The organism is Thermotoga sp. RQ7 (genome assembly GCF_000832145.1).
Lineage (GTDB): Bacteria > Thermotogota > Thermotogae > Thermotogales > Thermotogaceae > Thermotoga > Thermotoga neapolitana.
This window is the reverse complement of record NZ_CP007633.1, coordinates 455555-478970: the sequence shown is the minus strand read 5'-3', so window position 1 is coordinate 478970 and position 23416 is coordinate 455555. Positions and strand designations below refer to the sequence as shown.

Here is a 23416-nt window from a genome sequence, read left to right as displayed (position 1 = left end):
CGAACGGAGCCCCTTTTTATTTATTCTTCTGATTTCCAGAGCACATAGTAGTCGTCTCCTGGCCTCATCGGATTGTGGTACCATCCCTTGACCCAGCTTCTCTGAACCCTCACACCGAGCGGTTGATAGAGAGGCATACCAAGGGCGTACTTCATGGCAAATCTCTGAATCTGTTCATAGAGGGCCTGTCTTTCAGCGGGATCTGTCTTTGCGATGGCTTCTTCTATGAGTTCGTCGAGGCTTCTTCCACCGAGATCAGGATGCGGTGTGGAGACGAATTTTCTGAAGTTTTCACCCTGTCTTCCGGAGTACACACCGGCACTGTGGTAGTAAGTGAATATGAAGTTGTGAGGATCTGGATAGTCTGCAAGCCATCCTATGATGAAGACTGGAACTTCTCCTCTCTTGGTCGCGTCGAGATACGTTGGCCACTGAACACCTCTCACCTCGACTTTGAATTTCGGGTTGATCGTTTCTATGTAGGATTTCAGCATTTCTGCGGCTACTCTTCGCACTTCGTTACCTGTGTTGTAGAGTATTGTGAGCTTAAACCCTTTCTTCCAGACCTCACCGTTCCATGCCTTCTTGAAGTACTCCGTTGCCTTCACGATGTCGAAGCGAGGAGCGTTCGGATCGTTGAGGAGTTCTTCGTTGAATCCAAGAAGTCCCTCAGGAAGATCTGTTGGTATCCTTCTGCCAAGACCTTTCAGAACCTCGTTTATGAAGGTGTCGTAGTCGAAGGCGTAGATGAAGGCTTTTCTCACGTTCACGTCGCTGAAGAAATCGGGTGGAATTCCGTTTCCATCGAGTTTTCCAGAGCCTATGTATTTGCTATTTTCGGGCACATTCCATGCGAAATGAAGGGAAGTGACGGCAAGTTCAGGAAGGCCTTTTATCACAGTGATACCGGGTTTTCCTTCAACCTGTTCAAGATACTGTGTTGGAACGACACAGATATCGGCGTCTCCCTGAAGGAGCATCTCTCTTCTCGTGCTCCACTCATCGATTCCCCAGATGATGACTCTTTTGATCTTTGCGGGTTCTCTCCAGTAGTTGTCGTTTCTTTCGAGGATGACTTTCTGCTGTGTTCTGTCCCATTCAACGAATTTGAAGGGTCCTGTTCCGTTCATCCTTGCATAGAGTGGTGAGTCTTCTTTTCTGATATCGTGGTACTTCCACCAGTCGTCTGCTCTTCCACCCCAGCATCCTATCTCTATACACCATTCTTTGTCGAGTACGGCACTCCAGCTGGCGCTCTGGGCGAGTATGTACATGAAGGGTGCAAAGGGCCTCACAAGATGGAACACAACGGCGTCACCTTCAACTTCGATGGCGGGGTCGATGTAATCCGTGTAGATCTTTACTAGGGCGTCTCTGTACTCTGGAAGTGGCTCTCCGTTTTCGTCGAAGAGTTCACTGTAGGGCTTCCCGATCTTTTCCTCGACGAAAGTCTCAAGGGAGTCAACTCCAAAGAGTGCTTCCCAGAGCATCCACATAGGACCGGCCGTTGGATCGAAGATGAGACCTCTTTCAAAGCTGTACTCCACGTCTTCGGGTGTGAGATCTCCACCTTCATGGAACTTCACACCTTTTCTGATGTAGAACTTGTAGGTCTTCCCATCGTCCAGTATCTCCCACTTTTCCGCAAGGCGCGGTTCAAACTCGGTGAGGCTTTCACCTTTGTAGGCGATCAGGTTCTCGTAGACGTTGTAGATGACCTCGCCGCTGGCTGTGTCGTACGCGTAGTGTGGATCGAGAGTGTCAGGCTCTCCGATGGTGACGTCAATAATGGTGTCGGGATTCTTCACTGCAGCCCATGCCATAACTGCAACCACCGCTAAAAGGACCACGAGTAATCTTCGCATACACAAACCCCCTTTCCTAAAATGTGGTTATCCTTACTGTATTTGAATTATAGCATACTGAAAGAGTGTGTTCACCTCAAAATCCTGTATCGATATTCATCACCAGAAGGTCGATAACCTTCGTATCTTTTCAACTGACCGTTTTTCAGAATCTCTGTGATCTCGTATTTTCCAGCCTTTTCGAGTTTTACAGGATGGTTCACCCTGTAGACGAACCTTGTGTTTTCATCGAATGGCCACACCCTCAGGACACGATGAAGAGGAGAAAGAAGAGCAAGGTGCAGCCCTTCCGGAATCTTCTCCTTCACACGACAGGCAGAAACACCATCTGTTATCACATTCTCTGAGATCTTCTTTACCAGAACCGGAAGGACTCTACCGTAGGTGAAAACATCCGCTATGTTACCAAAGAGTCCTGTTGGAACATCCTTTTGAGGTGTCAGAGGAAATCCCAGACTCTTTTCTTCGAGTTCACACAAATCAGCCGGTTTCACCCCTGATTTTTGTTCTATCTTCTCACCGAACAGTTCTCGAATCTTCAGTATATCACTGTCCACCTTCCTGTTCAGCTCTTCGAATGCCTGAGCCCTGCTTTCGTACAGTTCATCGAAGGCACCAGCCGATATCATGTTTTCCAGCACGTTTCTTGGTATTCCTCTCACCTCCTGAAGCCTTCGGACACTGTCTATGGGACGATTTTTCTCTATCTCTTCAACCATCGATTCTCCCACACCTTTCACAGCCGTGAGGGGCAGGTAAACTTTGTTTTCACGGAAGACAGGATATTTTCCGGAAACGTTCACATTTGGAGGGAACACCTCGTATCCTTCACTTCGAAGTTCCTGAACTGCAAGAAACACCTTCTCTGAATCTCCAATGTTGTACTCGAAATACCTTTTGAAGAATTCTTCGAAGAAATGAACCTTCAGATAGGCTGTCTGAAACGAAAGATGTGCGTAGGCAACACTGTGGGATTTGTTGAAGGCATATGACGAAAAGTTCAGCAGAATCTTCAGAATGAGATCCACATCCTCCACACCCTTTTCAACAAGTCCTTCTTTCAATCTTTCCAGGAGAGGTTCCATCTTCTCTTTTTCTTTCTTTGCGATCGCTCTTCTCAGAACGTCCGCTTCTGCGCCGGAAAGACCTGCAAGCATGGCAAGGTTCATGATCTGCTCCTGGTAGATCACAACTCCTCGTGTTTCCGGGAATAGTTTTTTCAAAGACTCAGGTACGCTCTTTGAAGATACGTACATGCTGTCGATACCGGATTTCAAGGGACCTGGTCTGTTGAGTGCGAGGAGTACGGAGAGTTCTTCAAGGTTGCCAGGGGAAATCTTCCTGCAGAGTCTTCTTGCCTGAAGGCCTTCCAGCTGGAAAACCCCCAGCGTTTTTCCCTTCGATATGATGTGGTACGTTTTTTCGTCCGAGTAATCAAAGGTCTTCCTATTGAAATCTTTCACGAAAGACAGGGTTTTCAATCCCAGGATGTCTATCTTCACAACTCCTATCCTGTCCAGGTCGTACATGTCGTAGTCTGTTACGGGAATCTCTTCTTCCAGCCTGAAGGGGATCGGAAGAGGACGTTCAGAGATCACAACACCTGCTGCGTGAACGCTTGGGTGGTGTGGAAGGCCGTAGAGAATCTCATACATTCTCCGAGAAGTTGAACCGATGAGGTTTTTCAAGGACTTCTCAGCCAGGTTTCCGAAGGTGGAAACCTGATAGACGTAAAATCTCTTCGAAAGCTCTTTGAGCAGTTCCTTTCTTCTTCTGTCCTCCACGTCCACGTCGATGTCGGGAGGTTCGATTCTCTCTTCGTTTATGAACCTCTCAAACAGAAGGTCGTGCTTCAGGGGATCGATCTCCGTTATCCCACAGAGAAAAACGACCAGAGAACCAACAGCACTTCCCCTTCCAGGGCCCACTTTTATACCGAGTTTTCTTGCTGTTTTTACGATCTCCTCTACCAGGTAAATGTAGGAAGAAAATCCCTTTTTCTCTATCGTTTCGAGTTCCCTTTCCAGACGCTCCAGGTATTTTTCTCCCATTCTCGAAGCTCTTTCTCTGAGATTTCTATACCAGTTTTCTGGAGGATCGGGGAACTTCTGTTCAACCCTGAGGTCGTAGGGTTCGGCCTTCACGATCTCCGATACATCTTCACACTTTTCTGGAAAACCGCGGATATCTTCATCAAGACCGAAGATCTTTCTCATGAAGAGGCTGGCCGCTTTCTCTTCGGCTTCGAGGTATCTTACAGGGACCAATTCTTCCGTTTTGAAACTCGGAAGTTCATCTACATTGACCTTTTCTCCGTTGTAGAACCTCACCAGAAGATCGTACTCTCTTCTGTTTCGTGCGATGAAGACCCTGTCCTTCCACCATAGACCGTGGACGGGTATCAACCCGTGCTCTCTCATGATGGTGTTGAATTTCACAGCGGCATGGAAATTCCTGTCGGCGAGAAGGGCAGATTTCAGGCCTCTTTTTTTCAGCACGGAAACCAGTTTTTCGAATCTGACCACGGAGCCGTCGAACGAATAGGGCGATATGATCCAGGGTATCATGTTCTTTCCCTCACGTACGCTGCTATCTTTCTGATGGCCTCTTTGAAATCTTCCGGGATCGGTGAAACAAACTCCATCCACTCACCCGTTCGGGGGTGAAAGAATCCAAGTTTCAGAGCATGAAGCATCTGTCTTTTTATCCCGAACATCTCGTCTTCCTTGTACTTTCCGTATATCTTATCACCCATTATGGGATGTCCTAGGTTCTTCATGTGAACTCTGATCTGGTGTGTTCTTCCTGTCTGAGGAAAGGCGAGAACGAGAGTGGCCACGTCGTCGAACCTTTTAAGAACCCTGTAGTGTGTGATCGCTTCTTTTCCGTTTTCACTCACGGTCATCTTCACTCTCAAAACGGGATGCCTTGCGAGTGGAAGTTCCACGGTTCCCTCGTCTTCTTTGATACGTCCTCTTGCAAGAAGGATGTAAGTTTTCTTCACCTTGCGATCCTTGAATTGCCTGGAGAGGCTCTGGTGGGCAAGGTCGTTTTTGGCAACCACGATAACACCCGATGTTTCCTTGTCGAGTCGATGAACAATCCCAGGTCTCAGTTTTCCTCCAACTCCCTGAAGATCGGAACAATGGTAGAGGATTGCGTTGACAAGTGTTCCGCTGAGTTTGGAAGGAACAGGATGTACGATCATATCACCGGGTTTGTCTATCACGATGATGTCCCTGTCCTCGTACAGTATCTTCAGATCTATCTTTTCAGGCTGGACGGTCGGTTCTTTTGGCTCCTCTGGAAGTTCCACCTCCACGATTTCTCCTTCTTTGAGTTTGTAACTTGGCTTTTTAATCTGGCCGTTGACCTTCACCTTTCCTTCCTTTATCGCCTTCTGTATCATCGACCTGGATATCCACGATGGAGTCTTCTCTTTCAGAAACTGATCGAGTCTCCAGCCTTCTTCCCTTTTCTCCACTCTCCAACTTCTCATCGCTCACACCTCTGAAGGCACCGAGGATCATCAGTCCACCGCCCACTATGATGAACACGTCTGCGAGGTTGAAGATCGTCGGGAGAAAGACCAGGTTCAGAAAGTCGAGGACATAACCGAATCTAATTCGATCGAGAAGATTTCCGAGGGCGCCTCCCAGAATGAATCCCATGGCGACCCTTTCGAGTCTGCTGAATCTGAACATGTACGGAAAAAGAGAAAGAACCACCACCACAAAGAGGACAATCCATAGAACCTGCTCTGAAAGGTTGCTGAACAGCCCCAGAGCGATTCCTCTGTTTGTGGCTTTGACAAACTTCAAAAAACCTGGAACAAGGTAGAACGTTCCATGAACGGCGCTTGCTATCTTTTTTGTGAGCTGATCGAGAACAAGCGTCAAAACGATCACAAAGCTCATCTACTTCACCTTTCTGTAGATGAATGGCCTGTAGATTTCAAATCCCAGCTCTTTGTAGTTGAAGATTCTTTCGGTGTTTCCAACGAACAGAAATCCACCCACTTTGAGTGACTCGGCGAATTTTCTGTAGAGTTCATTCTTTGCTTCTGGTTCGAAGTATATGACCACGTTTCTACACACTATGAGATCCAGGTTCTTCTCAAAGGGATCTTTCAGAAGATCGTGTCTTCTGAACTCCACCGTCTTCTTCACAAAATCTTTGATTCTGTACCTTCCATCCGGAAGTTTTTCGAAGTATTTCTCCACATACTCCTGTGGAGTGTTTACAAGCGACCTTTCTTCGTAGATACCCTCCTGGGCTTTTCTCAAAACACCGATGTCTATATCCGTTGCCAGTATCCAGGTTTTGTGGGAAAGTTTCAATTCGTGAACGAGTATGGCAAGAGAGTAAGGCTCTTCCCCGGAGGAACATCCTGCGCTCCAGAATCTCATTCTCAGGGTGTTCTGAGAAATCAATGGAATCACGTCATCTCTGAGTTCCCACCACTTCTCTGGATTTCTGAAAAACTCCGTCACGTTTATCGTCATCTTGTCAAGAAATTCGTCCAGATACTTTCTATTCTGAACGAGCATTTCCAGATATTTTCTGTAGTCCACATTGTACTTTCTCAGGAGAAGCTCTGTTCGGCGCTTCACCCTCTGTGGTTTGTAAGAAGAGAGGTTCAGCCCGAACCTCCTTTCCACCTCTTTTACAAACCACTCGAACTCTTTCTGAGGAAATTCCTTCCACTCAAAATTCGATGGTAACCTGAATGGTCCAATCTTCCTTTCCGACCTTTCCTCCGACATGTACCTTTCCCACCTTCCAGCAACCTTCCGCATGGTTTTCATCGATGAAGATCCAGCCACTTTCACCGATGAAGGCAAATCCCAGTTTCAGATCCTCACTGTAGATGGCACGAAAGATCGTTCTTCCGCGCCTGAAGATCAAACCGATCCAGTCCGAAACACCCACGCTTAAACTGTCAGAGCCAATCCAGACACCCGGTTTTCCATTTTCGATGAACGGCTCCACGTTCAGATCGAAAAGGTTCATCTTCACTCCGAGGTAGTAGTTACCCCCGGTTGATACGGCAAAGTCCAGTGGTGTTTCTGTGTAGGCAAAGATTTCCTCTCCATTCCACATTGCACCCACAAACCCAAGTTGTGCGTTCCATGTCTTTTTGAAATGAACGAAACTCGCTCTCAAAAACACCGGGGTATAGTACTCGAAAGAAAAATCTTCCACACCAAATTTAAAGTACACGGGATTGTCAAAAACAGGAAGGAGAAGCGATGGCTCTCCTTCCTGGAGACTGACAAAAAAGTCGAACCGGAATATTCCTTCGAAGAAATCCGTCTTTAACTCTGGTGACAGTACAAAACCCACCGTGGGCGTTTCACTGTAGCCCACTCCGATTTCGAAGAATCCAGAAAAGAGAATAACAGGTAATAAGAGAAAAAGAATCGTCAGCCTTCCAGCCTGGAAAGTATCTCCTCCATTTCCTTGTCGTCCATTTCGAAGTTCGAGTACACTTCCTGTACATCGTCCATGTCTTCCAGTGCGTTGAGAAGTTCCAGCACCTTTTCAGCGTCTTTTCCGGTAACTCTCACCGTGTTCTTCGGTATGAAAGTGACTTTGGCATCCACTTCGTAGCCGGCCTCTTCCAGTTGTCTTTTCACCTCGGAAAGATCCTCTGGAGCCGTGATTATCTGAATGGGGTCTTCGGTGTCTTTTATATCCTCTGCACCGGCATCGATGGCCAGCATCATGAGTTCTTCCAGATCCTTCACTTTGTCTTTTGCGATCTCTATGACTCCTTTCCTTTCGAAGATCCAGCTGACAGAGCCACTCTCTGCAAGACTTCCGCCGTGCTTGCTGAACAGATGCCTCAGCTCCTGTGCTGTTCTGTTCTTGTTATCCGTGAGTGCCCTGATGTAGACGGCCACACCTCCTGGAGCGTAACCTTCATAGACCACTTCCTGGTAATCCACACCTTCAAGTTCTCCTGTACCTCTTTTTATGGCTTTTTCGATGTTCTCTTTGGGCATGTTTTCGGCTCTTGCCCTTTCGATTGCCGCCCTCAACCTCGGGTTCGTTTCCGGGTTTCCTCCTCCTTCCCTTGCTGCAACTATGATCTCTCTGATCAGTTTTGTGAAGATCTTCGATTTCTTCGCATCCTGGGCCATCTTCCTGTGCTTTATGTTGGCCCACTTGTTGTGACCCGACATCATTCCACCTCCTGCTGTCCTTTATATTTTAACACCATAATCGTCATGTCATCGTGCTGGGGCACATCCTTCGAAAACTCTTCCACACTCTTTTTAAGTTTGGAAAGAAGATCTTCGGCACTGTCTCCGTTGTACTCTCTGAGCGTTTCTTCAAGCCTCTCGTAACCGTATTCTTCTCCGAGGGTGTTCCTCGCTTCGGTTATTCCATCCGTATAGACCACTATGAAGGTGTTCGGTTTCAGTTGAATGGTATGCCTTCTGTAGTTCCACTCTGCTATACCGATCGGTATCGCCGAGGCTTCGAGTTTCACTATCTCTCCATCGTGAAGAAAATAAACGGGGTTGTGACCTGCATTCACCAGATTCAACGTTCCGTTCTGAAAGATTTCGAGGAAAACCATCGTCACGAAACGATCGTTCGAAAGATCTTCACAGAGTATACTGTTCAGGTGGTTCACCAGATCTTCCAGATCGGAATGTGAGGTGCTTAAAACTTTCAGGTAACTCCTCACGGCACTCATGAGAAGAGCAGCCGGAACACTTTTTCCAGCCACATCTCCCATGACGGCAAGAACCTTTCCATCACTGGCGAAGACATCGTAGTAGTCACCACCCACCTGAACTGCCGGTCTAGAACAGGCTGTTATATCGATGAATCCTGTTCTGGGAAGTTCCCGTGGGAGAAGTTCGGACTGTATCCGTCTTGCGATTTCCATCTGTTCTTCCAGTCTTTGACGTTCGATCTCTTTCTGCAGAAAATCTATTCTGTCCAGTGCGTTTGCTATGTATCTCGATGTGACCTCCGTTATCCTCCTGTCGCTCGCGGTGAACACGATTCCCTCTTCTTTTCCGGAGAAGCACATGTACCCGTAGTATCTGTTGCCGATAATGGGAACAAACAGAAGGTTCGAAAACTTCTTTGATTCACCGGGTTCTATCAGGACGGTTTTTTCTCTGTCCTCTATCTCCCGCTCCACTTCCTCGTGACTCATGTTCCCTATGCTCAGATCCTCAACCCTGACGATGTAGTCTTTGAACTTCACCACCTTCTTGAGAAGTGGTATAACCTTCTCCAGTTTCTCACGAAGGTTCATTGGAAACTCAAACCCACCGAATATCTCGGATATCTCAAGGAGCGTCGAGATCTCTTCATAAGAGCGCGAGAGTTCCTCTAGTTGGGCCTCCATGAAAATGGTCTGCTCTTCCAGACTCTTCTTGTACTCGTTTATTTCGTACTCCAGGATCTTCAAAAGTTCGTCGATACCCCTTGTGCAGTCATAATCGATGCCGAGTATCTCCGAGATCCTTCTGCAGATGTCCCTTTCATTCATTTAATAGGCGCTTCACCTCCTCAATGAACTGGGAGGGGCTGAAGGGCTTTCTCATGACCTTCTTCGCTCCAAGAGAGAGGGCGATCGTTTCGTCGTCTTCTCCACCTTTTGCCGTGAGAACGATGACCGGGATCTTTTTCCACTCTTCTTTCTCCTGAAGCTTCTTCAGGACGGTGAAACCGTCCATGACGGGCATCATGATGTCGAGCACTATCAGGTCCGGTGTGAACTCGGAGAGCTTTTCAAGGGCTATCTGACCGTTTTCTGCCTCTATTACTTCACAACCTGCTTTTTTCAGGTTGAAGGACACGATCTTTCTTAAAACGGCAGAATCGTCAACCAGGAGAACCTTCTTTGACACGTGTTCCCCTCCTCTCAAGAAAAGAGGAAAGTTCTTCCCCCTCCCCAGTGAGTGCTTCTTCGCATATTGCGACGAAAAACGAATCTTTCTCAACAAGAAACAGGGGGTTCAAAAGATTTTCCCTCTTTTGAGTATACCTGAAAATGTAATAATCTTTTGCTCTGAGGATCTCAAAATCAACCACACTCTCTCTGAACTGGATCTCCTTTCCCTTCTTTTCAACTCTTTTGTTCTGAAAATCTATAAAATACGGTGTGATGAGTTTGAAGCGATAGAACGCGACGAGTTTGTTTATGCTTTCTTCACATATCCACGCACCTGCGAGAGGAAAGTCTTTCGGAAGAGTGTCTTCGAGGTCCTCCAGATGTTTCTTTGAAAAATCCTTCAGATGAACTTCCACGTAGAACGCAAGGTTCACCACTCCAACCGGCATGGCATCGAGAAGGCTCATCTTCGGTTTTGGATGAAATCCCTCGGTGAACACTAGAGGAAGATCGGCACGTCTGAGTGAGCGTTCCACAAGTTTTATGGATTCGAGGGTGGACAGAAATCTCTTCATTCCCCTCTTTTTGAATCTGAGAACGACCTTCACTTTTTCACTTCCTTCGGGTATCTGTAGAACATCAGAAAGACAAGACCTATGAAGATGGGAAGGTAGTAGGTGGACAACCTCCAGCTCAGTACTGATGCAAGAGTCTTACCGGGAGATCCGAGTATCTTGCTGAATACGATCTGATAGACGGTCTCCACACCACCGCTTGCCCCCGGTGTTGGTACGTAGAACACAACCATGCTGAGAAAGAAAAGAAGTCCCGTTGCGTCAAAAAAGCCGATGTTTCCGGAATTGAATCGAATTGCCAGATAGAGGGCAAAACTCTGAACAAGAAGGGAAAACAGTGTGAGAGGAAAGTCAAGGAGCATGAAGCCACTCTTCCACAGGATTTTAACGCTCTCTTTCAGATCGTGGGTCCATTCCAGAAAGCGGCTGTCCCAGTCTTCTTTCTTTGTGAACCTTTTTATCATGGAATCCATCCATCTTGCTTTTTTCAACAACCCGAACAGGTGAGCGATGAGGGGAGGATGAACGAGTGAAAGTATCACAACTCCGATGAAAGACACACTCACAAGATAGGCAAGGAAGATCAACTTCGGTGCCATCAGCGTTCCCGACAGGAACAGATCCCTGTGTCTCAAAAGTCCTACTATAGAAAGAACAGCGATGGAAATGAGGTACTCTACGAACCTTGAAAGGATCACATTTACGTTGTGTTCAGATTCAAAGCCGAGCCTTGAAAGATGGTACGTTTGAAAGACCTGCCCACCGAAATAAAAGGGAGTGAGCATACTGAAAAGAAAACTCATGTAGTTGTTGAAAAAGGCATCGTAGAGCGAAAGGTGTTTCTCCCATACAAAAGAAAACAGCCACTTCATCCTCGCAGAGTCTATCAGTATTGAAAAAAGAAATATCCCACACAGAAGAAGAACGTGAAGCAGTGACTGTGGGCGGAAGTATTCAAAGAATTCTCTGGGATCGATTCCTCTGAATATGAAAAAAACCGCAACAAAACCGAATACCAGCGCAAGGATGATGTTTATCCACTCTTTTTTACTCAGATCCCTCACAACCTCCTCATGGAAATCTCCAGGGATGCGAGTAGATCCTCGACGGTTTCCATCCAGTCTTCAACCTGTGCCGTTCCGTACTCGAAGAAAGTCTGTTTTGTCCAGTCGAGCCTGAGAAGCTTTCGCTTCAACCTTTTGAGGAGCCTTTCTGCCCCTTCTTTTGTGGTTCCTGGAAGAACGATCATCAGTTCGTTCTTTCTCACAAAATCGATCCTGTCGGACGATCTAAGAACCTCCCGGATACTCTCATAAACACGCTCTGCCGTTTTTTCGTCTTCAAAGAACAGGTATATGACTGAAAGAGGGAAATCGTACCTTCTGGCCTTTTCGAACTCTTCTTCGAGATAACTGAGGATGCCCCGTGGAAACTTCAGGTACGTCTTTATCATCTCAAATCTTCTTCTCAGGAGAAAATCTGGAAGATCTGGATCGATCACGTCCAGAACATCCCCCGGGATGTCTTCCGGAAGGGATCTGGCGATCAGCACCTTCTGTTTTCCGCCGTCTTCTGGCCTGTCGGTGATGATCAGATCGGCCGTTTCGTTTATCAGAAATCCCGCTTCCTGGACGATTTTTTCCAGTCTTCCCCTGAGCATTTCGTCTTCCAGATCGATCCTCACCTTCATATCACTTCACCATCTCCAGGAAGTATCTGTGGAGCCTTAGATCGTCGGTGAGTTCGGGATGGAATGTACTCGCCAGAATCTTTCCTTCTTTCACAAGTACGGGATCATCCTCGTGGTATGCGAGGATTTCCACACTTTTGCCGGTTTCCACGATCTTTGGTGCCCTGATGAAGATCGCCCTGAACGGATCTTTTCCTATTGCTGGTATTTCGATGAAGGTCTCGAAACTTTCCACCTGTCTTCCATAGGCGTTTCTTTCCACGGCAATGTCCAGAACACCCAATTTTTCCTGTTTGTAGTTGTTGATGCGCTTTGCAAGGAGTATGACGCCAGCGCACGTTGCAAAGACAGGAAGGCCGTCGTTTATCCTCTCCACCAGTCTTTCATCCATGTTCATCTCTTTGAGGATGCGGATCATGGTGGTGGATTCTCCACCGGGGAGTATCAATCCATCGACCATGTCAAGATGTTCCGGGAGTTTCACAATCAGCGTTTCAACACCGAGTTTGTGGAGCGCCTCCACGTGTTCTCTGACATCTCCCTGAACCCCAAGAACACCGATTTTCATTCCTTACCACCCTCTCTCCTGCATTCTCACTTCGAGTTCTTCCACATCGAGTCCTCTCATGGGCTCTCCTATGTCTTCAGAGATCTTGAGGAGTATCTTCGGGTTGTCCCAGTAGGTCACGGCAAGAACCATTGCCTTCGCCATCTTCCTGGGATCTTTCGACTTGAAGATACCAGAACCCACGAAGACCCCGTCTGCTCCGAGCATCATCATGAGGGCAGCGTCCGCCGGTGTTGCCACGCCTCCCGCTGCAAAGTTCACAACGGGGAGCCTTCCGAGTCTCTTCACCTCTCTCAGAAGCTCCACCGGAGCACCTATCTCTTTTCCGTACGCAACGAGTTCTTCGTCTTCCATCTTCGTCACCTGCTTTATCTGTTCCATCATCCTTCTCATGTGCTTCACCGCTTCAACGACATTTCCCGTTCCTGCCTCACCCTTGGTTCTGATCATCGCAGCACCCTCTGCTATCCTTCTCAATGCCTCTCCCAGGTCTCTTGCACCGCAGACAAAGGGCACTTTGAACTCGTGTTTGTTTATGTGGAACCTGTCATCGGCAGGTGTGAGTACTTCGGACTCGTCGATGAAATCCACTCCGAGTTCCTCGAGGATCTTCGCTTCTGCGATGTGGCCGATCCTCACCTTCGCCATGACGGGTATGGAAACTGCTTCCATGATCTCCCTGATCTTTGCTATGCTGGCCATCCTTGCAACTCCGCCCTCTTTTCTGATGTCCGCAGGTACCCTCTCGAGCGCCATGACAGCGACCGCTCCCGCTTCCTCTGCTATCTTCGCCTGTTCAGCAGAGGTGACGTCCATGATGACACCGCCTTTGAACATCTCCGCAAAACCCTTCTTTATGATCCAGGTACCCTTTTTGATTTCCATTCCATTCACCTCCTCACTCTTCCTCCCAGTAGCGTTTCCCCACTTTTTTCAATCTGGGATTTTCTATCTTGTATCTTCCCACCTTTGCGCAGTGTCTTCCATTGACTTCAACGATGTCTGCCGTGATATCCACCTTCTCCCTCAGCAGGCGAGAACCAACACCGTACGCGTCTGCCGGTACCCCCAATCTTTCGAATAGATCTATCTTCTTCTCGTCGAATCCTCCGGAGACGACTATCTTCAGATCCTTGAGCCCCACTTTGTCGAACTCCTGACGGGCTCTCCAGACGAGTTCCGGGCACACCCCGAAGGAAGACTCATCCTTCGGGATCACCGATTTGTCTCTCAGATTACCCGCCGTGTCGAACCTCACTCCCCAGATTCTGTTCTTTCCGGGACCTATGATAGGTGATGGGTCCGTTACTCCCAGTTTGAATGGCTTTTTCATGACGTACTCATAGAAAGCCTTTATCACACGGAAGGTGGTTCCTATCACATCGTTGTCCCAGTCCACGAGTATGATTCTGTTCACGTCTTCCTCCATGTGTTTGTCGAAGGCGATGGCGGCATCTTCTGTTTTCCCGTTGTAACATGCGATCAGTGCGTGAGGCATCGTTCCCATGGACTTGACACCCCAGTAGTCTGCGTTCGCGTCTGTAGAAACTCCAAAGGCCCCCGCTTTGAGAGCTGCGTAGCCGTCTGTTGCCTGGACCCAGTAGTGATCGAAACGGGCACTGAAAAAGAGCACGGGTTTTCCTCTCGCTGCCTTCACCACTTTCTTGACGGCCGTTGCCGTGCTGGTGGCTCTTGCGATCACACCGAGAAGCACCGTTTCGAGATACCCGAAATAGGTGGGATCTCCCTCTATTGTCATTATCGGCTCTCCTTCTTTCGCTTCCTCGCCGTCGTAGAGGGCGTGTACTTCTATTTCATCCCATTTGTCTACCCAAAGATCGTTCAGTTTCAATCTGAGGTCCCACTTTTTCTGAGTGAGCTCCAGAATCTTCTGAACGTCCATTTCAACTGAAGCAGCCTGCATTTCTTTGTCTAATTTCAAGATCTCTTCGAAGAGTTCCCTCGCTTTTTCCTCGTCTTTGTAGTATCCCGTGCAGAACTTCAGAATGGCGAGGGCCTCGTCAATTCCGCAGATTACGGCGTCTTTCCTCGGAAAGAACTGATAGTACACCCGTGGATGGCGGTTGTCCCTTTTCAAGACCTTCACATAGTTTATGAAGTATATGTCCGAGTAGTAACCGTTCCTGATGCGGTCGATGGGAACCTTGAAGACCTCGGGACTGAGTCTTTTCACATTGATCACCTCAAATGAATTCTGCTCCTAAAATTTCTTTCATTTCCCTCAGTGCAAAGCGGTGAAGCTCTTCATCGTAAGAAGCAACGCCTTCAGTGATTATTTTAACAGGGATATCCCTGTTTCTCAACTCTTCGACGGTGAAGAGCACACAGATGTGTGTTACAACTCCACAAACGTAAACTTCGTCTATCTCGTTGTCTCTGATTATCTTTTCAAGATTCGTGTTGTAGAAGGCACTGTAACGGTTTTTTTTCACAGAGAAGTGATTGGGATAATCTTTCAAAGCTTTCTCGAGTTTTTCAGTGAGTCTTGCACCATCAGTGTTTGCAACGCAGTGTTTTGGCCAGATGTTGAATTCTCTGTCTTCAGGATCGTGCCAGTCCTGTGTGGTGATGATGGGAAGGTTTTCCTTTTTGAACTCTTCAACCCACTTCAAAATGGGATCGATCACCTTCTCTGCTCCTTCGAAGTAAAGAGCACCGTCTTTGTCAACGAAATCCCTCTGGAGGTCCACCACAAGAAGGGCTCTCACGTTTTCACCCCCTAAAAAGAAAAGCCCCGTGCGGGGCTGGCGGAGGCGGTGGGACTCGAACCCACACGGGCCTTCCGGCCCACCGGTTTTCAAGACCGGCTCCTTAGCCAGTTCGGACACGCCTCCAGTTTTAAATTATACAACAAAACAAAACCCCCGGCAAGTGCCGGGGGTTGATTTGCGGTGGTGTGGATTAGAATGCGAGCCTGTAGGTGATGAATCCAAAGAATGTTGGTTCATCAAGTGTTGTATTTCCATCCTGATTTGTGTCGAGAAGTGTTTGAGTTGTGAAGAAATCGTAGTCGTTGTCCCTGTACGTTCCAAAGAGCACACCCGCGAGGAGTTCTCCGTACTTGTAGGCTGCACCGACGTTGTACCAGAAGTTGTCGGCAGATTTTTCAGCATCGAGTCTGAGGTTTCCAAAGAGTTTGAATCCTTCGTAGTCAAGAAGCGCACCTGCTCTCACGGGAAGTTCGTAGCTGTTGCTGCCATCAAGGTAGATCAATGGTTTAACACCAGCGTAAACCGTCAGGAAATCAACGGGATTTGCCTGAGCAAGAACGGTGGCTCCAAAGTATTTCTTACCCCAATCAACGGTGTCACTGTCCCATCCTTCGTAACTTATGTACGAGTTGTTATCGTAGAACTTGGCAGCTCCTTCGGAGTAGTTGAGGTACGGTGTCACTGTGAGTTTGACAACGTCGAAGTCGAATTCTTTGGAGTATTCTGCGTAAACGATGTAGTTGCTTGTTGCGTTGTCGCTCGTGTAAGCAAGGTCAACCACGAGACCGTCGAGAACGTCCTTTCCAGTGAGGTTCAGATGGAGACCGTATGCGTAGGTGCTTGTGCTTGAAGCGATGTCGGTGTCGTAGAACGCACCAAACAGTGTTGCATCGACAAGATCAAGGTTTGTAACGGAGACCTTGACACCGATTGCATCGTCGAAGAAGTTCCCCGTTGTTGTTGTGGCATCGTTAAGATCTGTTTCACTTACAAGATCTGCATAGTAGAATGTGAGTCCAAGTCCCTCGATTCCAAGTTTCGGTGTCACGGTGTAATTGGGAATAGCTTCTTCCGTATAACCGGCGTTGGATGGGCTCACGTAGAAGATGTAATCATCGGCGATGATGGCTGTCGGGTTGTACTCTGCGTCGAACAGGGGTGTTTCAAGCTTTAGCCAGAAATCAGCAGTGTTGAGGCTTAGACCAGATCCGTTGAAGGAGAAGTTCACTGTCACTGTTGAACCAAAGGTCTGCGAGAAAGTCACCATGTAGCTTCCGTAAGAGGCTCCTGTCTGTGTGAGATCGATACCTTCCTCGTCGATGATGGCTGTGAATACCAGGTTACCCCAGGTACCCATCTTGAAAGGTAACTCGGCTGCAACTGCTGCTGTGAAGAGCAATCCCAGAACCGCCAGAAGTGTGAGAAGCTTCTTCATAACATCTTACCTCCCCTCAGAATGAAATTTTGAGTTATTTACCACTGATTGCAAGCAGAATGAGACCGAGAATTCCAAAGAACGCACCTGTGAGGATGCTGAGATTCCTGTTGTAAGCCTTCACGCTTTCGATTTTGTCCTCGAGTTCCGCCTTCACCTGATCGATCTTTTCGTTAGTCTCGTTGTACTTCATGTTGAGGTCTTCTTCGAGAGACGACGTTTTTCCGTAGAGGTTGACGATATCCTGTTCATGAAGATCAACCGTCTTCTGTATCTCCGCATCCTTTTCCTTGAGAGCGGAAATTTCATCGTTCAATTTGCTTTCTGTGTCGAGGAGTTTTGTGTAGACCATGTTCAACGTTTTCTCCTGTGACTCTATTTTAGCAGAAAGTTCGGCCTTCGTGTCAAGTATTTTTTTGTTTAGATCTTCGTTGAGTGTGGAGATCTTGTTGTAGATGTTTATGATGTCCTTTTCGTGAAGTTCCACCATTGCAGAGATCTCTTCGTCTCTTCTGGAGAGTTTCTCTTCCGTTGCGGAAATCTTCTTGTTGAGTTCCTCGTTAACGGAACTGATCTTGTTGTAAATGTTTATGATGTCTTTCTCGTGGAGATCAACCATGGCCTTGAGATCGGCGAGTTTGTTTCCAAGGTCTTTCTCGAGGGCGGCGAGTTTGTCGTTCACTTCGGCTATCTTTGTGTCAACGCTTTCCTTGTACCTCTCATAGTCTCTTGCGAGGTTTCCGAGTCTGAGACCCACGTTGTTCACAACTTCCCTGTTCAGAGAGATCTCTTCTTCGAACTTTGCCTCGAGTTCTTCCTTCGCAGAGTCGATCTTGGCGAGGATTTCTCTTTCTGTTTCTTTGACGTTGACCTGGGTGGTGCCTATCTGGGCTGCCAGGGTGTCAAGGACACTTTCCAGGCTGTTCACTCTTTCTTCGAGAGCCATGTACTTGTCCGAAAGGTTTCCAACGACCTGGGTTAGGTTTCCAGAGACTCCTGAGAGCATCTTCTGTTCGATGAAATCGAGGAGCCTGCTCACGGCCGTGGCGGCTTCGTACCTGGTGATGTACCTGTCCCCTTTGAATTCACCATCGGGATAGCCTATGAAGATACCCCTCTGCCAGAGTTTCCAGACGTACTCGTAGGCCCAGTGATCCTTTGGAACATCAGGGAAGAATGCAAAAGCCGCTGAGAAGAAAACCGAAATCACGGTGATGGCAAGAAGAACTCTCTTCATGGGACAAACCTCCCTTCACATTGATTACGTTAAATCCTGTGGTGATTATACCATCATGACCAAAGCAAATTCAAGGGTTTTCTAAAGTTTTTTTGTCTCCGTTTCAGGAAATCCTGTAGAATTTTTTCTTTCCAACCCTCAAAACCCTCTCGCCGTCGGGCTTTACGATGAATTTTATGTCCTCCACCCTCTCGCCGTCCAGGTAAACGCCGCCCTGTGAGATGAGCCTTTTCGCCTCACTTCTGCTGGAGACCGCTCCTATCTTCACCAGAAGATCAACGATGTTCATCTCCTGGGAAAGTTCAACAACGGGCATTTCATCCGGGAGCTCTTTCCTCTGAAAGACCTTCACGAAGTGTTCTTGAGCCTTTTTTGCGTTCTCTTCACCATGGAAGAAACGCGTGATCTCGTAGGCAAGAACCATCTTCACATCCCTTGGATTGATCTTTCCCTCTTTCATCTTTCTTTCGTATTCTTCAATCTGCTCTTCTGGAATGTCCGTGAGGAGCCTCATGTACTTTATGATGAGTTCATCGGGTATGGACATGAGTTTTCCGTACATGTCTTCTGGTGTGTCGTTGAACGCGATGTAGTTTCCATAACTTTTGCTCATCTTGAGTTTTCCATCCGTTCCTTCGATGATCGGCATCGTCATGACAATCTGTGGCTCCTGTCCGTACTCTTCCTGGATCTTCCTTCCGACCAGGAGGTTGAAGAGCTGATCGGTACCTCCCAGTTCCACGTCTGCCTGGATCGCAACGGAGTCGTAGGCCTGCGCCAGGGGGTACAGAAACTCCGATATGGTGATGGGGATGCCTTCCCTGAACCTTCTGGCGAAGTCGTCTCTTTCGAGCATCCTCGCCACCGTGTACTTGGAGGCGAGAACGATCACGTCGGCGAAAGTCATCCGATCGAGCCATTCGCCGTTGAAACGAAGTTCTGTTCTTTCAGGATCGAGTATCTTGAAAGCCTGTTCCTGGTAAGTCTTTGCGTTCTCGAGCACTTCTTCCTTCGTCAGCATGGGCCGTGTTTCGTTTCTTCCCGACGGATCTCCGATTCTGGCCGTGAAGTCTCCTATGATGAGAACGACCGTGTGCCCCAGATCCTGAAATTCCCTCAGTTTTCTGAGCACAACGGCGTGGCCAAGGTGAAGATCTGGCCGCGAGGGATCAACACCGAGTTTCACACGGAGTTTTCCTTTTCTTCTTATTCTGTCGAGGAGTTCTTCCTCACTGACGAGATCGACCACGTTCCTTTTAAGGATCTTCACCTGTTCCTCCGGAGTCATCCCATCACCTCGTCAGAACGAACGCTGTTATCACGCAGGAGATGAAAAAGAGTACAGAGAGAACGAGTGTGATCTTTCCTCCGGTGTCGAGGCCTCTCTTTCTTCCAAAAACGGTGTGAAGCCCACCGCTTCCAAAGGCCCCACCGAGTTCTGAGAACTTCGACATCTGCACCTGGACCATGTAGATGAGGGCTACACTTATGATGGTGTGAACGATGAGGAAAAACGTCTTCATCCACAGCACCTCCCCAGGCATTATAACACAGCTTTCAGGAATCTTCCGGTGTGGGAAGAGGGATTTTCTGCCACCTCTTCGGGAGTACCGGTCGCCACGATGCGCCCTCCTTCTTTTCCTCCCTCAGGTCCGAGATCTATGATGTGGTCTGCGTTCTTTATTACATCGAGGTTGTGTTCTATGACCACAACCGTGTTACCCCTGTCAACGAGTCTGTGAAGGACTTCTACGAGTTTTCTCACGTCTTCAAAATGGAGTCCTACCGTTGGCTCGTCGAGTATGTAGAGCGTTCTTCCCGTGTCTTTCTTTCTCAACTCAGACGCGAGTTTTATCCTCTGTGCCTCCCCGCCTGATAGCGTTGTTGCGGGCTGGCCGAGTTTTATGTAACCGAGCCCCACATCGTGAAGAACCTGAAGAGTCCTCCTTATAGGAGGAACATTCTTGAAAAATTCCAGTGCTTCATCCACCGTCATATCGAGTATATCAGAAATGTTCTTTCCCCTGTACGTCACCTCAAGGGTTTCTTTGTTGTATCTTTTTCCTTTGCAAACATCGCACTCCACGTAAACGTCTGGAAGAAAGAGCATCTCTATCTTCACGTAACCCTGGCCTTGACAGGCCTCGCATCTTCCTCCCTTCAGGTTGAAACTGAACCTGCTCTTCGTGTAGCCACGAGCTTTTGCTGCGGGCGTCATTGCAAAGAGGGTGCGTATCTCATCGAACACCTTCGTGTAGGTCGCAGGATTGCTCCTTGGAGTCCTTCCGATCGGTGATTGATCTATCGCGATCACTTTGTCTATGTTCTCAACGCCCTCCAGGGAGTCGAACTCGCCGACCGGGAGCTTTGCTCCGTGAAGAACGTTCATGAGGGCAGGATAAAGCGTTTCCATGACAAGAGAAGACTTTCCCGATCCAGAAACTCCGGTCACACAGACAAAGACTCCGAGGGGAATCTCAACGTCTATGTTCTTCAGGTTGTTGTGACGAACACCTCTCAGTTTGAGAAATCCGTAGGGGCGTCGTCTCACTCCTCTGTGAGGGATTTTTTTCTTCCCGGAGAGGTACTCTCCGGTCAAAGAACCGTTTGGGTTTTTGATCAGTTCCTCCACGCTGCCCTGAAACACCACACGCCCTCCGTTTGCACCCCCACCCGGTCCAATATCCACTATGTAATCGGCGCTCTTGATCACCTCTTCGTCGTGTTCTACCACGATAACCGTGTTTCCGAGGTCTCTGAGTTTCTTCAGGGTCCTCACCAGCCTCTCTGTATCTCTCGGGTGGAGGCCGATCGTGGGTTCGTCGAGGACGTATATGACCCCCGTAAGACCGGATCCTATCTGCGTTGCAAGTCTTATTCTCTGGGATTCTCCACCCGAAAGAGTGGTGGCGGATCTTGAGAGGTTCAGATACCCAAGGCCAACGTCCATGAGGAACTCAAGTCTCTTTTCGATCTCGTTTAAAAGTTCTCCAGCGATCTTTTGCTCTCTTTCTGTGAGTTTCAGATTTTTCAGAAACGCCAGTTCCTCTTCGATGGAAAGCTCGGTGAACTCGTGTATGTTCAGGCCATTTATTCTCACAGAGAGGGCCTCTCTGTTCAGTCTCTTTCCACCACAGAGAGAACACGTTCTCTGAACGACGAAGTTTTTCTCCAGCCACTCTTTCATTTCGGAAGACTCGGTTTCCCTGTGCCATCTTTCAACCTTCGGTACCACTCCTTCGAAGTGATCATCGCCGTACAACACAAACTTCTTCGCCTCTTCGGGGAGGTTTTTGAAGGGAACCTCTGCGGAAAAACCTCTTCTTTCCAGCTCCCTTGCCACCCACCTCGAGAGTCTCCTGTCCCATCTGTAGGGGATGATCGCACCATCCAGCACGCTTCTTTCTTCATCCACCACAAGTGACGGGTCCACCTCGAACGTGAAACCGAGTCCATGGCAGTTGGGACACGCTCCGTACGGGCTGTTGAACGAAAACAGTTTCGGCGTGATCTCAGGAAAGCCGATTCCACACACGGGGCACATGAGGTTTTCGCTGAAGGTTCTGCTCTCTCCAGAGTCCACGTTTCTGACTTCCACAAAGCCCTTTCCTTCTCTCATCGCAAGTTCCAGACTGTCCAGTATTCTGTGCTCATTCTTGCTTTCCAGAGTCAATCTATCGACCACCAGTTTCACCGTGTGCCTTCTGTTTTTGTCAAGTTCGGGCACCTCTTCGAGTCTGTACATTTCCCCGTCTATCTCAACTCTTGTGAAACCCTTCGAGGCGAACTCCTCGATTTCCTTCTTGAAGGTTCCCTTCTTCTCCGTTGCGATGGGAGCGAGGATGTAGATTCGACTTCCCTCTCTGAACGAGTTGAACAGATCCTGAAGGATTTCGTCGACACTTTTCTTCTCGAGCGGCCTGCCGCACTCAGGACAGTGCGCTTTTCCTATTCTGGCATAGAGAACTCTCAGGTAATCGTAGATCTCCGTCACCGTTCCCACCGTGGATCTGGGGTTGTGCGAGACCGTCTTCTGATCTATGGCGATGGCGGGGGAGAGTCCTTCTATTTCGTCCACATCCGGTCTTTTGAGTTCGCCGAGGAACTGTCTTGCGTACGTGGAAAGGGACTCCAGGTACCTTCTCTGTCCCTCTGCGTATATGGTGTCCATCGCAAGAGATGACTTCCCCGAACCCGAAAGTCCCGTTATGACGACGAGTTTGTTCTTCGGTATCCTCACCGTTATGTTCTTCAGGTTGTGCACCCTTGCCCCTCTCACGACGATCTCGTTCACGTGATCACCCCCAGGATGAGGGCACCAAAGACCAGAGTGAGCGCCAGTGGGAAAAAGACCCTTCTGAGAATTTCAAACACATCGACTCTGAAGAACTTCGCGGAAAGAACCACACAGAGATGAACCGGAGACAGTATAACACCACCCACAGCGAACATGTAGGTGTATATAGCGTACTCCTTGCTAAACATACTGAGAACAACGGGAAGAGAAATACCGACCGCCGCCTGTGTTATTCCTGTGGAGACACCGGATACGAAGGGAAGAAAAAAGAGAAGAAGAAACGGAGAGATGTGCCATTCCAGAAACTCATGGGCGATTTTTTCTCCCACGTTCATGGTGTCGATCGCAACCTTGTAACAGTAAACAAGAAAGAGCACAACGAAAACATCCCATTTTCTGAGGGTGCTTTTCAGAGCACTCAGAAAGAACTTTCTTCTGAAGACGGTGTATCCTGCTGTGTTCAAAAGGAGGGCGAGCCAGCCCGGTACCCGGAACGCCAGAATCATAAGGCCAGTTCCGGTGATGGGAAGGAGCACAAAAAGATTGGAGATAGAACCTGGTCTCGACAGACGGGGAATCTGCATTCCGTTGAAAAACAGCCATCCCGTTATGAAGGCGAGGACAAAAACGGGAAACAATTTTGAAGAAACGCTGCTCACATGGACACCGGAAAGTTCTGATACGAGTACCACTGCAGGGTATATGGGCCAGAAGAATTCTATCGTGTGTCTGAACCAGTAGTTTTTGACGGCAAGTCTCAGGGGACTTTCATCTGGAAGGGAGTTTTTCACCATTGGGGCGGTGAAAAGTGCGCCACCTGGCATCGGCATGAGTCCGATGAGAGCAGGAACGAACGAATCCACGTTTTTGGAGAAGATGTTTCTCATCTCTTTAGAGAATTTCCTGTAATCACCGGATGATTCCATCATACCAGAAAGAAGATAGATCAGAAACACAGTCGACAGAAGAGACCAGAACGAGGAAGATGTCAGAACACGCAGTGCAATTTCAACCACGCTGGAAATTCTCAGTATGAGAAACAAGACAGCCACTCCGGACAGGAGAGACAGGGAGAGTTTCTTCAGGATTCTCTGAGTGATAACGATCGTTATCAGAGAGGTCACCACGGAGAAGGTGTACAACTGCATCGACC

Annotated in this window: 22 protein-coding genes and 1 tRNA gene; all 23 read right to left on the bottom strand. The window is 48.2% G+C overall.

What is annotated here, in order from left to right; genetic code table 11:
• Window positions 1-20: 20 nt before the first annotated feature.
• Window positions 21-1865: an ABC transporter substrate-binding protein gene (locus tag TRQ7_RS02495; RefSeq protein WP_041437400.1), complete on the bottom strand. Its 1845-nt coding sequence runs from the start codon at window positions 1863-1865 to the stop codon at window positions 21-23.
• A 71-nt stretch (window positions 1866-1936) separates the two neighbouring features.
• Complete coding sequence (locus TRQ7_RS02490) at window positions 1937-4432, bottom strand: DNA polymerase III subunit alpha (RefSeq protein ID WP_041843922.1); 2496 nt, start codon at window positions 4430-4432, stop codon at window positions 1937-1939.
• Window positions 4429-5310: an RluA family pseudouridine synthase gene (locus TRQ7_RS02485; RefSeq protein ID WP_236681749.1), complete on the bottom strand. Its 882-nt coding sequence runs from the start codon at window positions 5308-5310 to the stop codon at window positions 4429-4431. Before TRQ7_RS02485 ends, TRQ7_RS02490 begins: the two co-directional genes overlap by 4 nt.
• Complete coding sequence (lspA, locus tag TRQ7_RS09775) at window positions 5222-5782, bottom strand: signal peptidase II (RefSeq protein ID WP_012645096.1); 561 nt, start codon at window positions 5780-5782, stop codon at window positions 5222-5224. The genes TRQ7_RS02485 and lspA overlap by 89 nt, the downstream gene beginning before the upstream one ends.
• Entirely contained in the window at window positions 5783-6631 is an 849-nt protein-coding gene (locus TRQ7_RS02480; RefSeq protein WP_038066393.1) for a protein-glutamate O-methyltransferase CheR, read from the bottom strand. It abuts the gene before it with no gap.
• Window positions 6573-7235, bottom strand: a complete 663-nt coding sequence (locus TRQ7_RS02475; protein ID WP_012645094.1) for a hypothetical protein — start codon at window positions 7233-7235, stop codon at window positions 6573-6575. The genes TRQ7_RS02480 and TRQ7_RS02475 overlap by 59 nt, the downstream gene beginning before the upstream one ends.
• A gap of 56 nt (window positions 7236-7291) precedes the next feature.
• A complete protein-coding gene (locus TRQ7_RS02470; protein WP_038066387.1) occupies window positions 7292-8053 on the bottom strand; it encodes a YebC/PmpR family DNA-binding transcriptional regulator in 762 nt (253 codons plus the stop codon).
• Window positions 8053-9384: a PP2C family protein-serine/threonine phosphatase gene (locus TRQ7_RS02465; RefSeq protein WP_041843920.1), complete on the bottom strand. Its 1332-nt coding sequence runs from the start codon at window positions 9382-9384 to the stop codon at window positions 8053-8055. Before TRQ7_RS02465 ends, TRQ7_RS02470 begins: the two co-directional genes overlap by 1 nt.
• A complete protein-coding gene (locus tag TRQ7_RS02460; protein WP_012645091.1) occupies window positions 9377-9745 on the bottom strand; it encodes a response regulator in 369 nt (122 codons plus the stop codon). The genes TRQ7_RS02465 and TRQ7_RS02460 overlap by 8 nt, the downstream gene beginning before the upstream one ends.
• The gene (locus TRQ7_RS02455) at window positions 9720-10337 is read right to left on the bottom strand and encodes a TIGR03936 family radical SAM-associated protein (RefSeq protein ID WP_041843919.1); all 618 of its coding nucleotides are present in this window, start codon (window positions 10335-10337) and stop codon (window positions 9720-9722) included. Before TRQ7_RS02455 ends, TRQ7_RS02460 begins: the two co-directional genes overlap by 26 nt.
• Window positions 10334-11368 carry a lysylphosphatidylglycerol synthase transmembrane domain-containing protein gene (locus tag TRQ7_RS02450; RefSeq protein WP_144399065.1) on the bottom strand — a complete coding sequence of 345 codons (1035 nt, stop codon included), beginning with the start codon at window positions 11366-11368 and terminating at the stop codon, window positions 10334-10336. The genes TRQ7_RS02455 and TRQ7_RS02450 overlap by 4 nt, the downstream gene beginning before the upstream one ends.
• A complete protein-coding gene (locus TRQ7_RS02445) occupies window positions 11365-11994 on the bottom strand; it encodes a diguanylate cyclase (RefSeq protein WP_041843918.1) in 630 nt (209 codons plus the stop codon). Before TRQ7_RS02445 ends, TRQ7_RS02450 begins: the two co-directional genes overlap by 4 nt.
• Window position 11995: 1 nt before the next feature.
• Window positions 11996-12562, bottom strand: coding sequence for a pyridoxal 5'-phosphate synthase glutaminase subunit PdxT (gene pdxT / locus TRQ7_RS02440; RefSeq protein ID WP_041843917.1), 567 nt, complete (start codon window positions 12560-12562; stop codon window positions 11996-11998).
• A gap of 3 nt (window positions 12563-12565) precedes the next feature.
• Complete coding sequence (gene pdxS / locus TRQ7_RS02435) at window positions 12566-13447, bottom strand: pyridoxal 5'-phosphate synthase lyase subunit PdxS (RefSeq protein ID WP_012895886.1); 882 nt, start codon at window positions 13445-13447, stop codon at window positions 12566-12568.
• Between the two features lie 13 nt (window positions 13448-13460).
• Complete coding sequence (locus TRQ7_RS02430; RefSeq protein ID WP_041843916.1) at window positions 13461-14756, bottom strand: nicotinate phosphoribosyltransferase; 1296 nt, start codon at window positions 14754-14756, stop codon at window positions 13461-13463.
• 10 nt (window positions 14757-14766) lie between these two features.
• Complete coding sequence (locus tag TRQ7_RS02425) at window positions 14767-15291, bottom strand: isochorismatase family cysteine hydrolase (RefSeq protein ID WP_012310554.1); 525 nt, start codon at window positions 15289-15291, stop codon at window positions 14767-14769.
• 37 nt (window positions 15292-15328) lie between these two features.
• A tRNA-Ser gene (locus TRQ7_RS02420) sits at window positions 15329-15417 on the bottom strand.
• A gap of 67 nt (window positions 15418-15484) precedes the next feature.
• Window positions 15485-16729 (bottom strand): hypothetical protein, encoded by a 1245-nt coding sequence (locus TRQ7_RS02415; protein WP_041843915.1) that lies wholly within the window; start codon window positions 16727-16729, stop codon window positions 15485-15487.
• Between the two features lie 34 nt (window positions 16730-16763).
• The gene (locus TRQ7_RS02410) at window positions 16764-17966 is read right to left on the bottom strand and encodes an S-layer homology domain-containing protein (RefSeq protein WP_041843914.1); all 1203 of its coding nucleotides are present in this window, start codon (window positions 17964-17966) and stop codon (window positions 16764-16766) included.
• A gap of 103 nt (window positions 17967-18069) precedes the next feature.
• Window positions 18070-19254 (bottom strand): tyrosine--tRNA ligase, encoded by a 1185-nt coding sequence (gene tyrS / locus TRQ7_RS02405; RefSeq protein ID WP_012645079.1) that lies wholly within the window; start codon window positions 19252-19254, stop codon window positions 18070-18072.
• A 4-nt stretch (window positions 19255-19258) separates the two neighbouring features.
• A complete protein-coding gene (secG, locus tag TRQ7_RS02400; RefSeq protein ID WP_038066371.1) occupies window positions 19259-19489 on the bottom strand; it encodes a preprotein translocase subunit SecG in 231 nt (76 codons plus the stop codon).
• A gap of 20 nt (window positions 19490-19509) precedes the next feature.
• Window positions 19510-22260, bottom strand: coding sequence for an excinuclease ABC subunit UvrA (gene uvrA, locus TRQ7_RS02395; RefSeq protein WP_041843913.1), 2751 nt, complete (start codon window positions 22258-22260; stop codon window positions 19510-19512).
• Window positions 22257-23411 (bottom strand): TIGR00529 family membrane protein, encoded by a 1155-nt coding sequence (locus TRQ7_RS02390; protein WP_144399064.1) that lies wholly within the window; start codon window positions 23409-23411, stop codon window positions 22257-22259. Before TRQ7_RS02390 ends, uvrA begins: the two co-directional genes overlap by 4 nt.
• Between the last annotated feature and the right edge of the window lie 5 nt (window positions 23412-23416).

Bases quoted from the DNA above. Each gene is read 5' to 3' on its own strand.
- TRQ7_RS02495 (WP_041437400.1), bottom strand. From the start codon at position 1,865: ATGCGAAGATTACTCGTGGTCCTTTTAGCGGTGGTTGCAGTTATGGCA.
- TRQ7_RS02490 (WP_041843922.1), bottom strand. From the start codon at position 4,432: ATGATACCCTGGATCATATCGCCCTATTCGTTCGACGGCTCCGTGGTC.
- lspA (WP_012645096.1), bottom strand. From the start codon at position 5,782: ATGAGCTTTGTGATCGTTTTGACGCTTGTTCTCGATCAGCTCACAAAA.
- TRQ7_RS02480 (WP_038066393.1), bottom strand. From the start codon at position 6,631: ATGTCGGAGGAAAGGTCGGAAAGGAAGATTGGACCATTCAGGTTACCA.
- TRQ7_RS02470 (WP_038066387.1), bottom strand. From the start codon at position 8,053: ATGTCGGGTCACAACAAGTGGGCCAACATAAAGCACAGGAAGATGGCC.
- TRQ7_RS02465 (WP_041843920.1), bottom strand. From the start codon at position 9,384: ATGAATGAAAGGGACATCTGCAGAAGGATCTCGGAGATACTCGGCATC.
- TRQ7_RS02445 (WP_041843918.1), bottom strand. From the start codon at position 11,994: ATGAAGGTGAGGATCGATCTGGAAGACGAAATGCTCAGGGGAAGACTG.
- pdxT (WP_041843917.1), bottom strand. From the start codon at position 12,562: ATGAAAATCGGTGTTCTTGGGGTTCAGGGAGATGTCAGAGAACACGTG.
- pdxS (WP_012895886.1), bottom strand. From the start codon at position 13,447: ATGGAAATCAAAAAGGGTACCTGGATCATAAAGAAGGGTTTTGCGGAG.
- TRQ7_RS02415 (WP_041843915.1), bottom strand. From the start codon at position 16,729: ATGAAGAAGCTTCTCACACTTCTGGCGGTTCTGGGATTGCTCTTCACA.
- TRQ7_RS02410 (WP_041843914.1), bottom strand. From the start codon at position 17,966: ATGAAGAGAGTTCTTCTTGCCATCACCGTGATTTCGGTTTTCTTCTCA.
- tyrS (WP_012645079.1), bottom strand. From the start codon at position 19,254: ATGACTCCGGAGGAACAGGTGAAGATCCTTAAAAGGAACGTGGTCGAT.
- secG (WP_038066371.1), bottom strand. From the start codon at position 19,489: ATGAAGACGTTTTTCCTCATCGTTCACACCATCATAAGTGTAGCCCTC.
- TRQ7_RS02390 (WP_144399064.1), bottom strand. From the start codon at position 23,411: ATGCAGTTGTACACCTTCTCCGTGGTGACCTCTCTGATAACGATCGTT.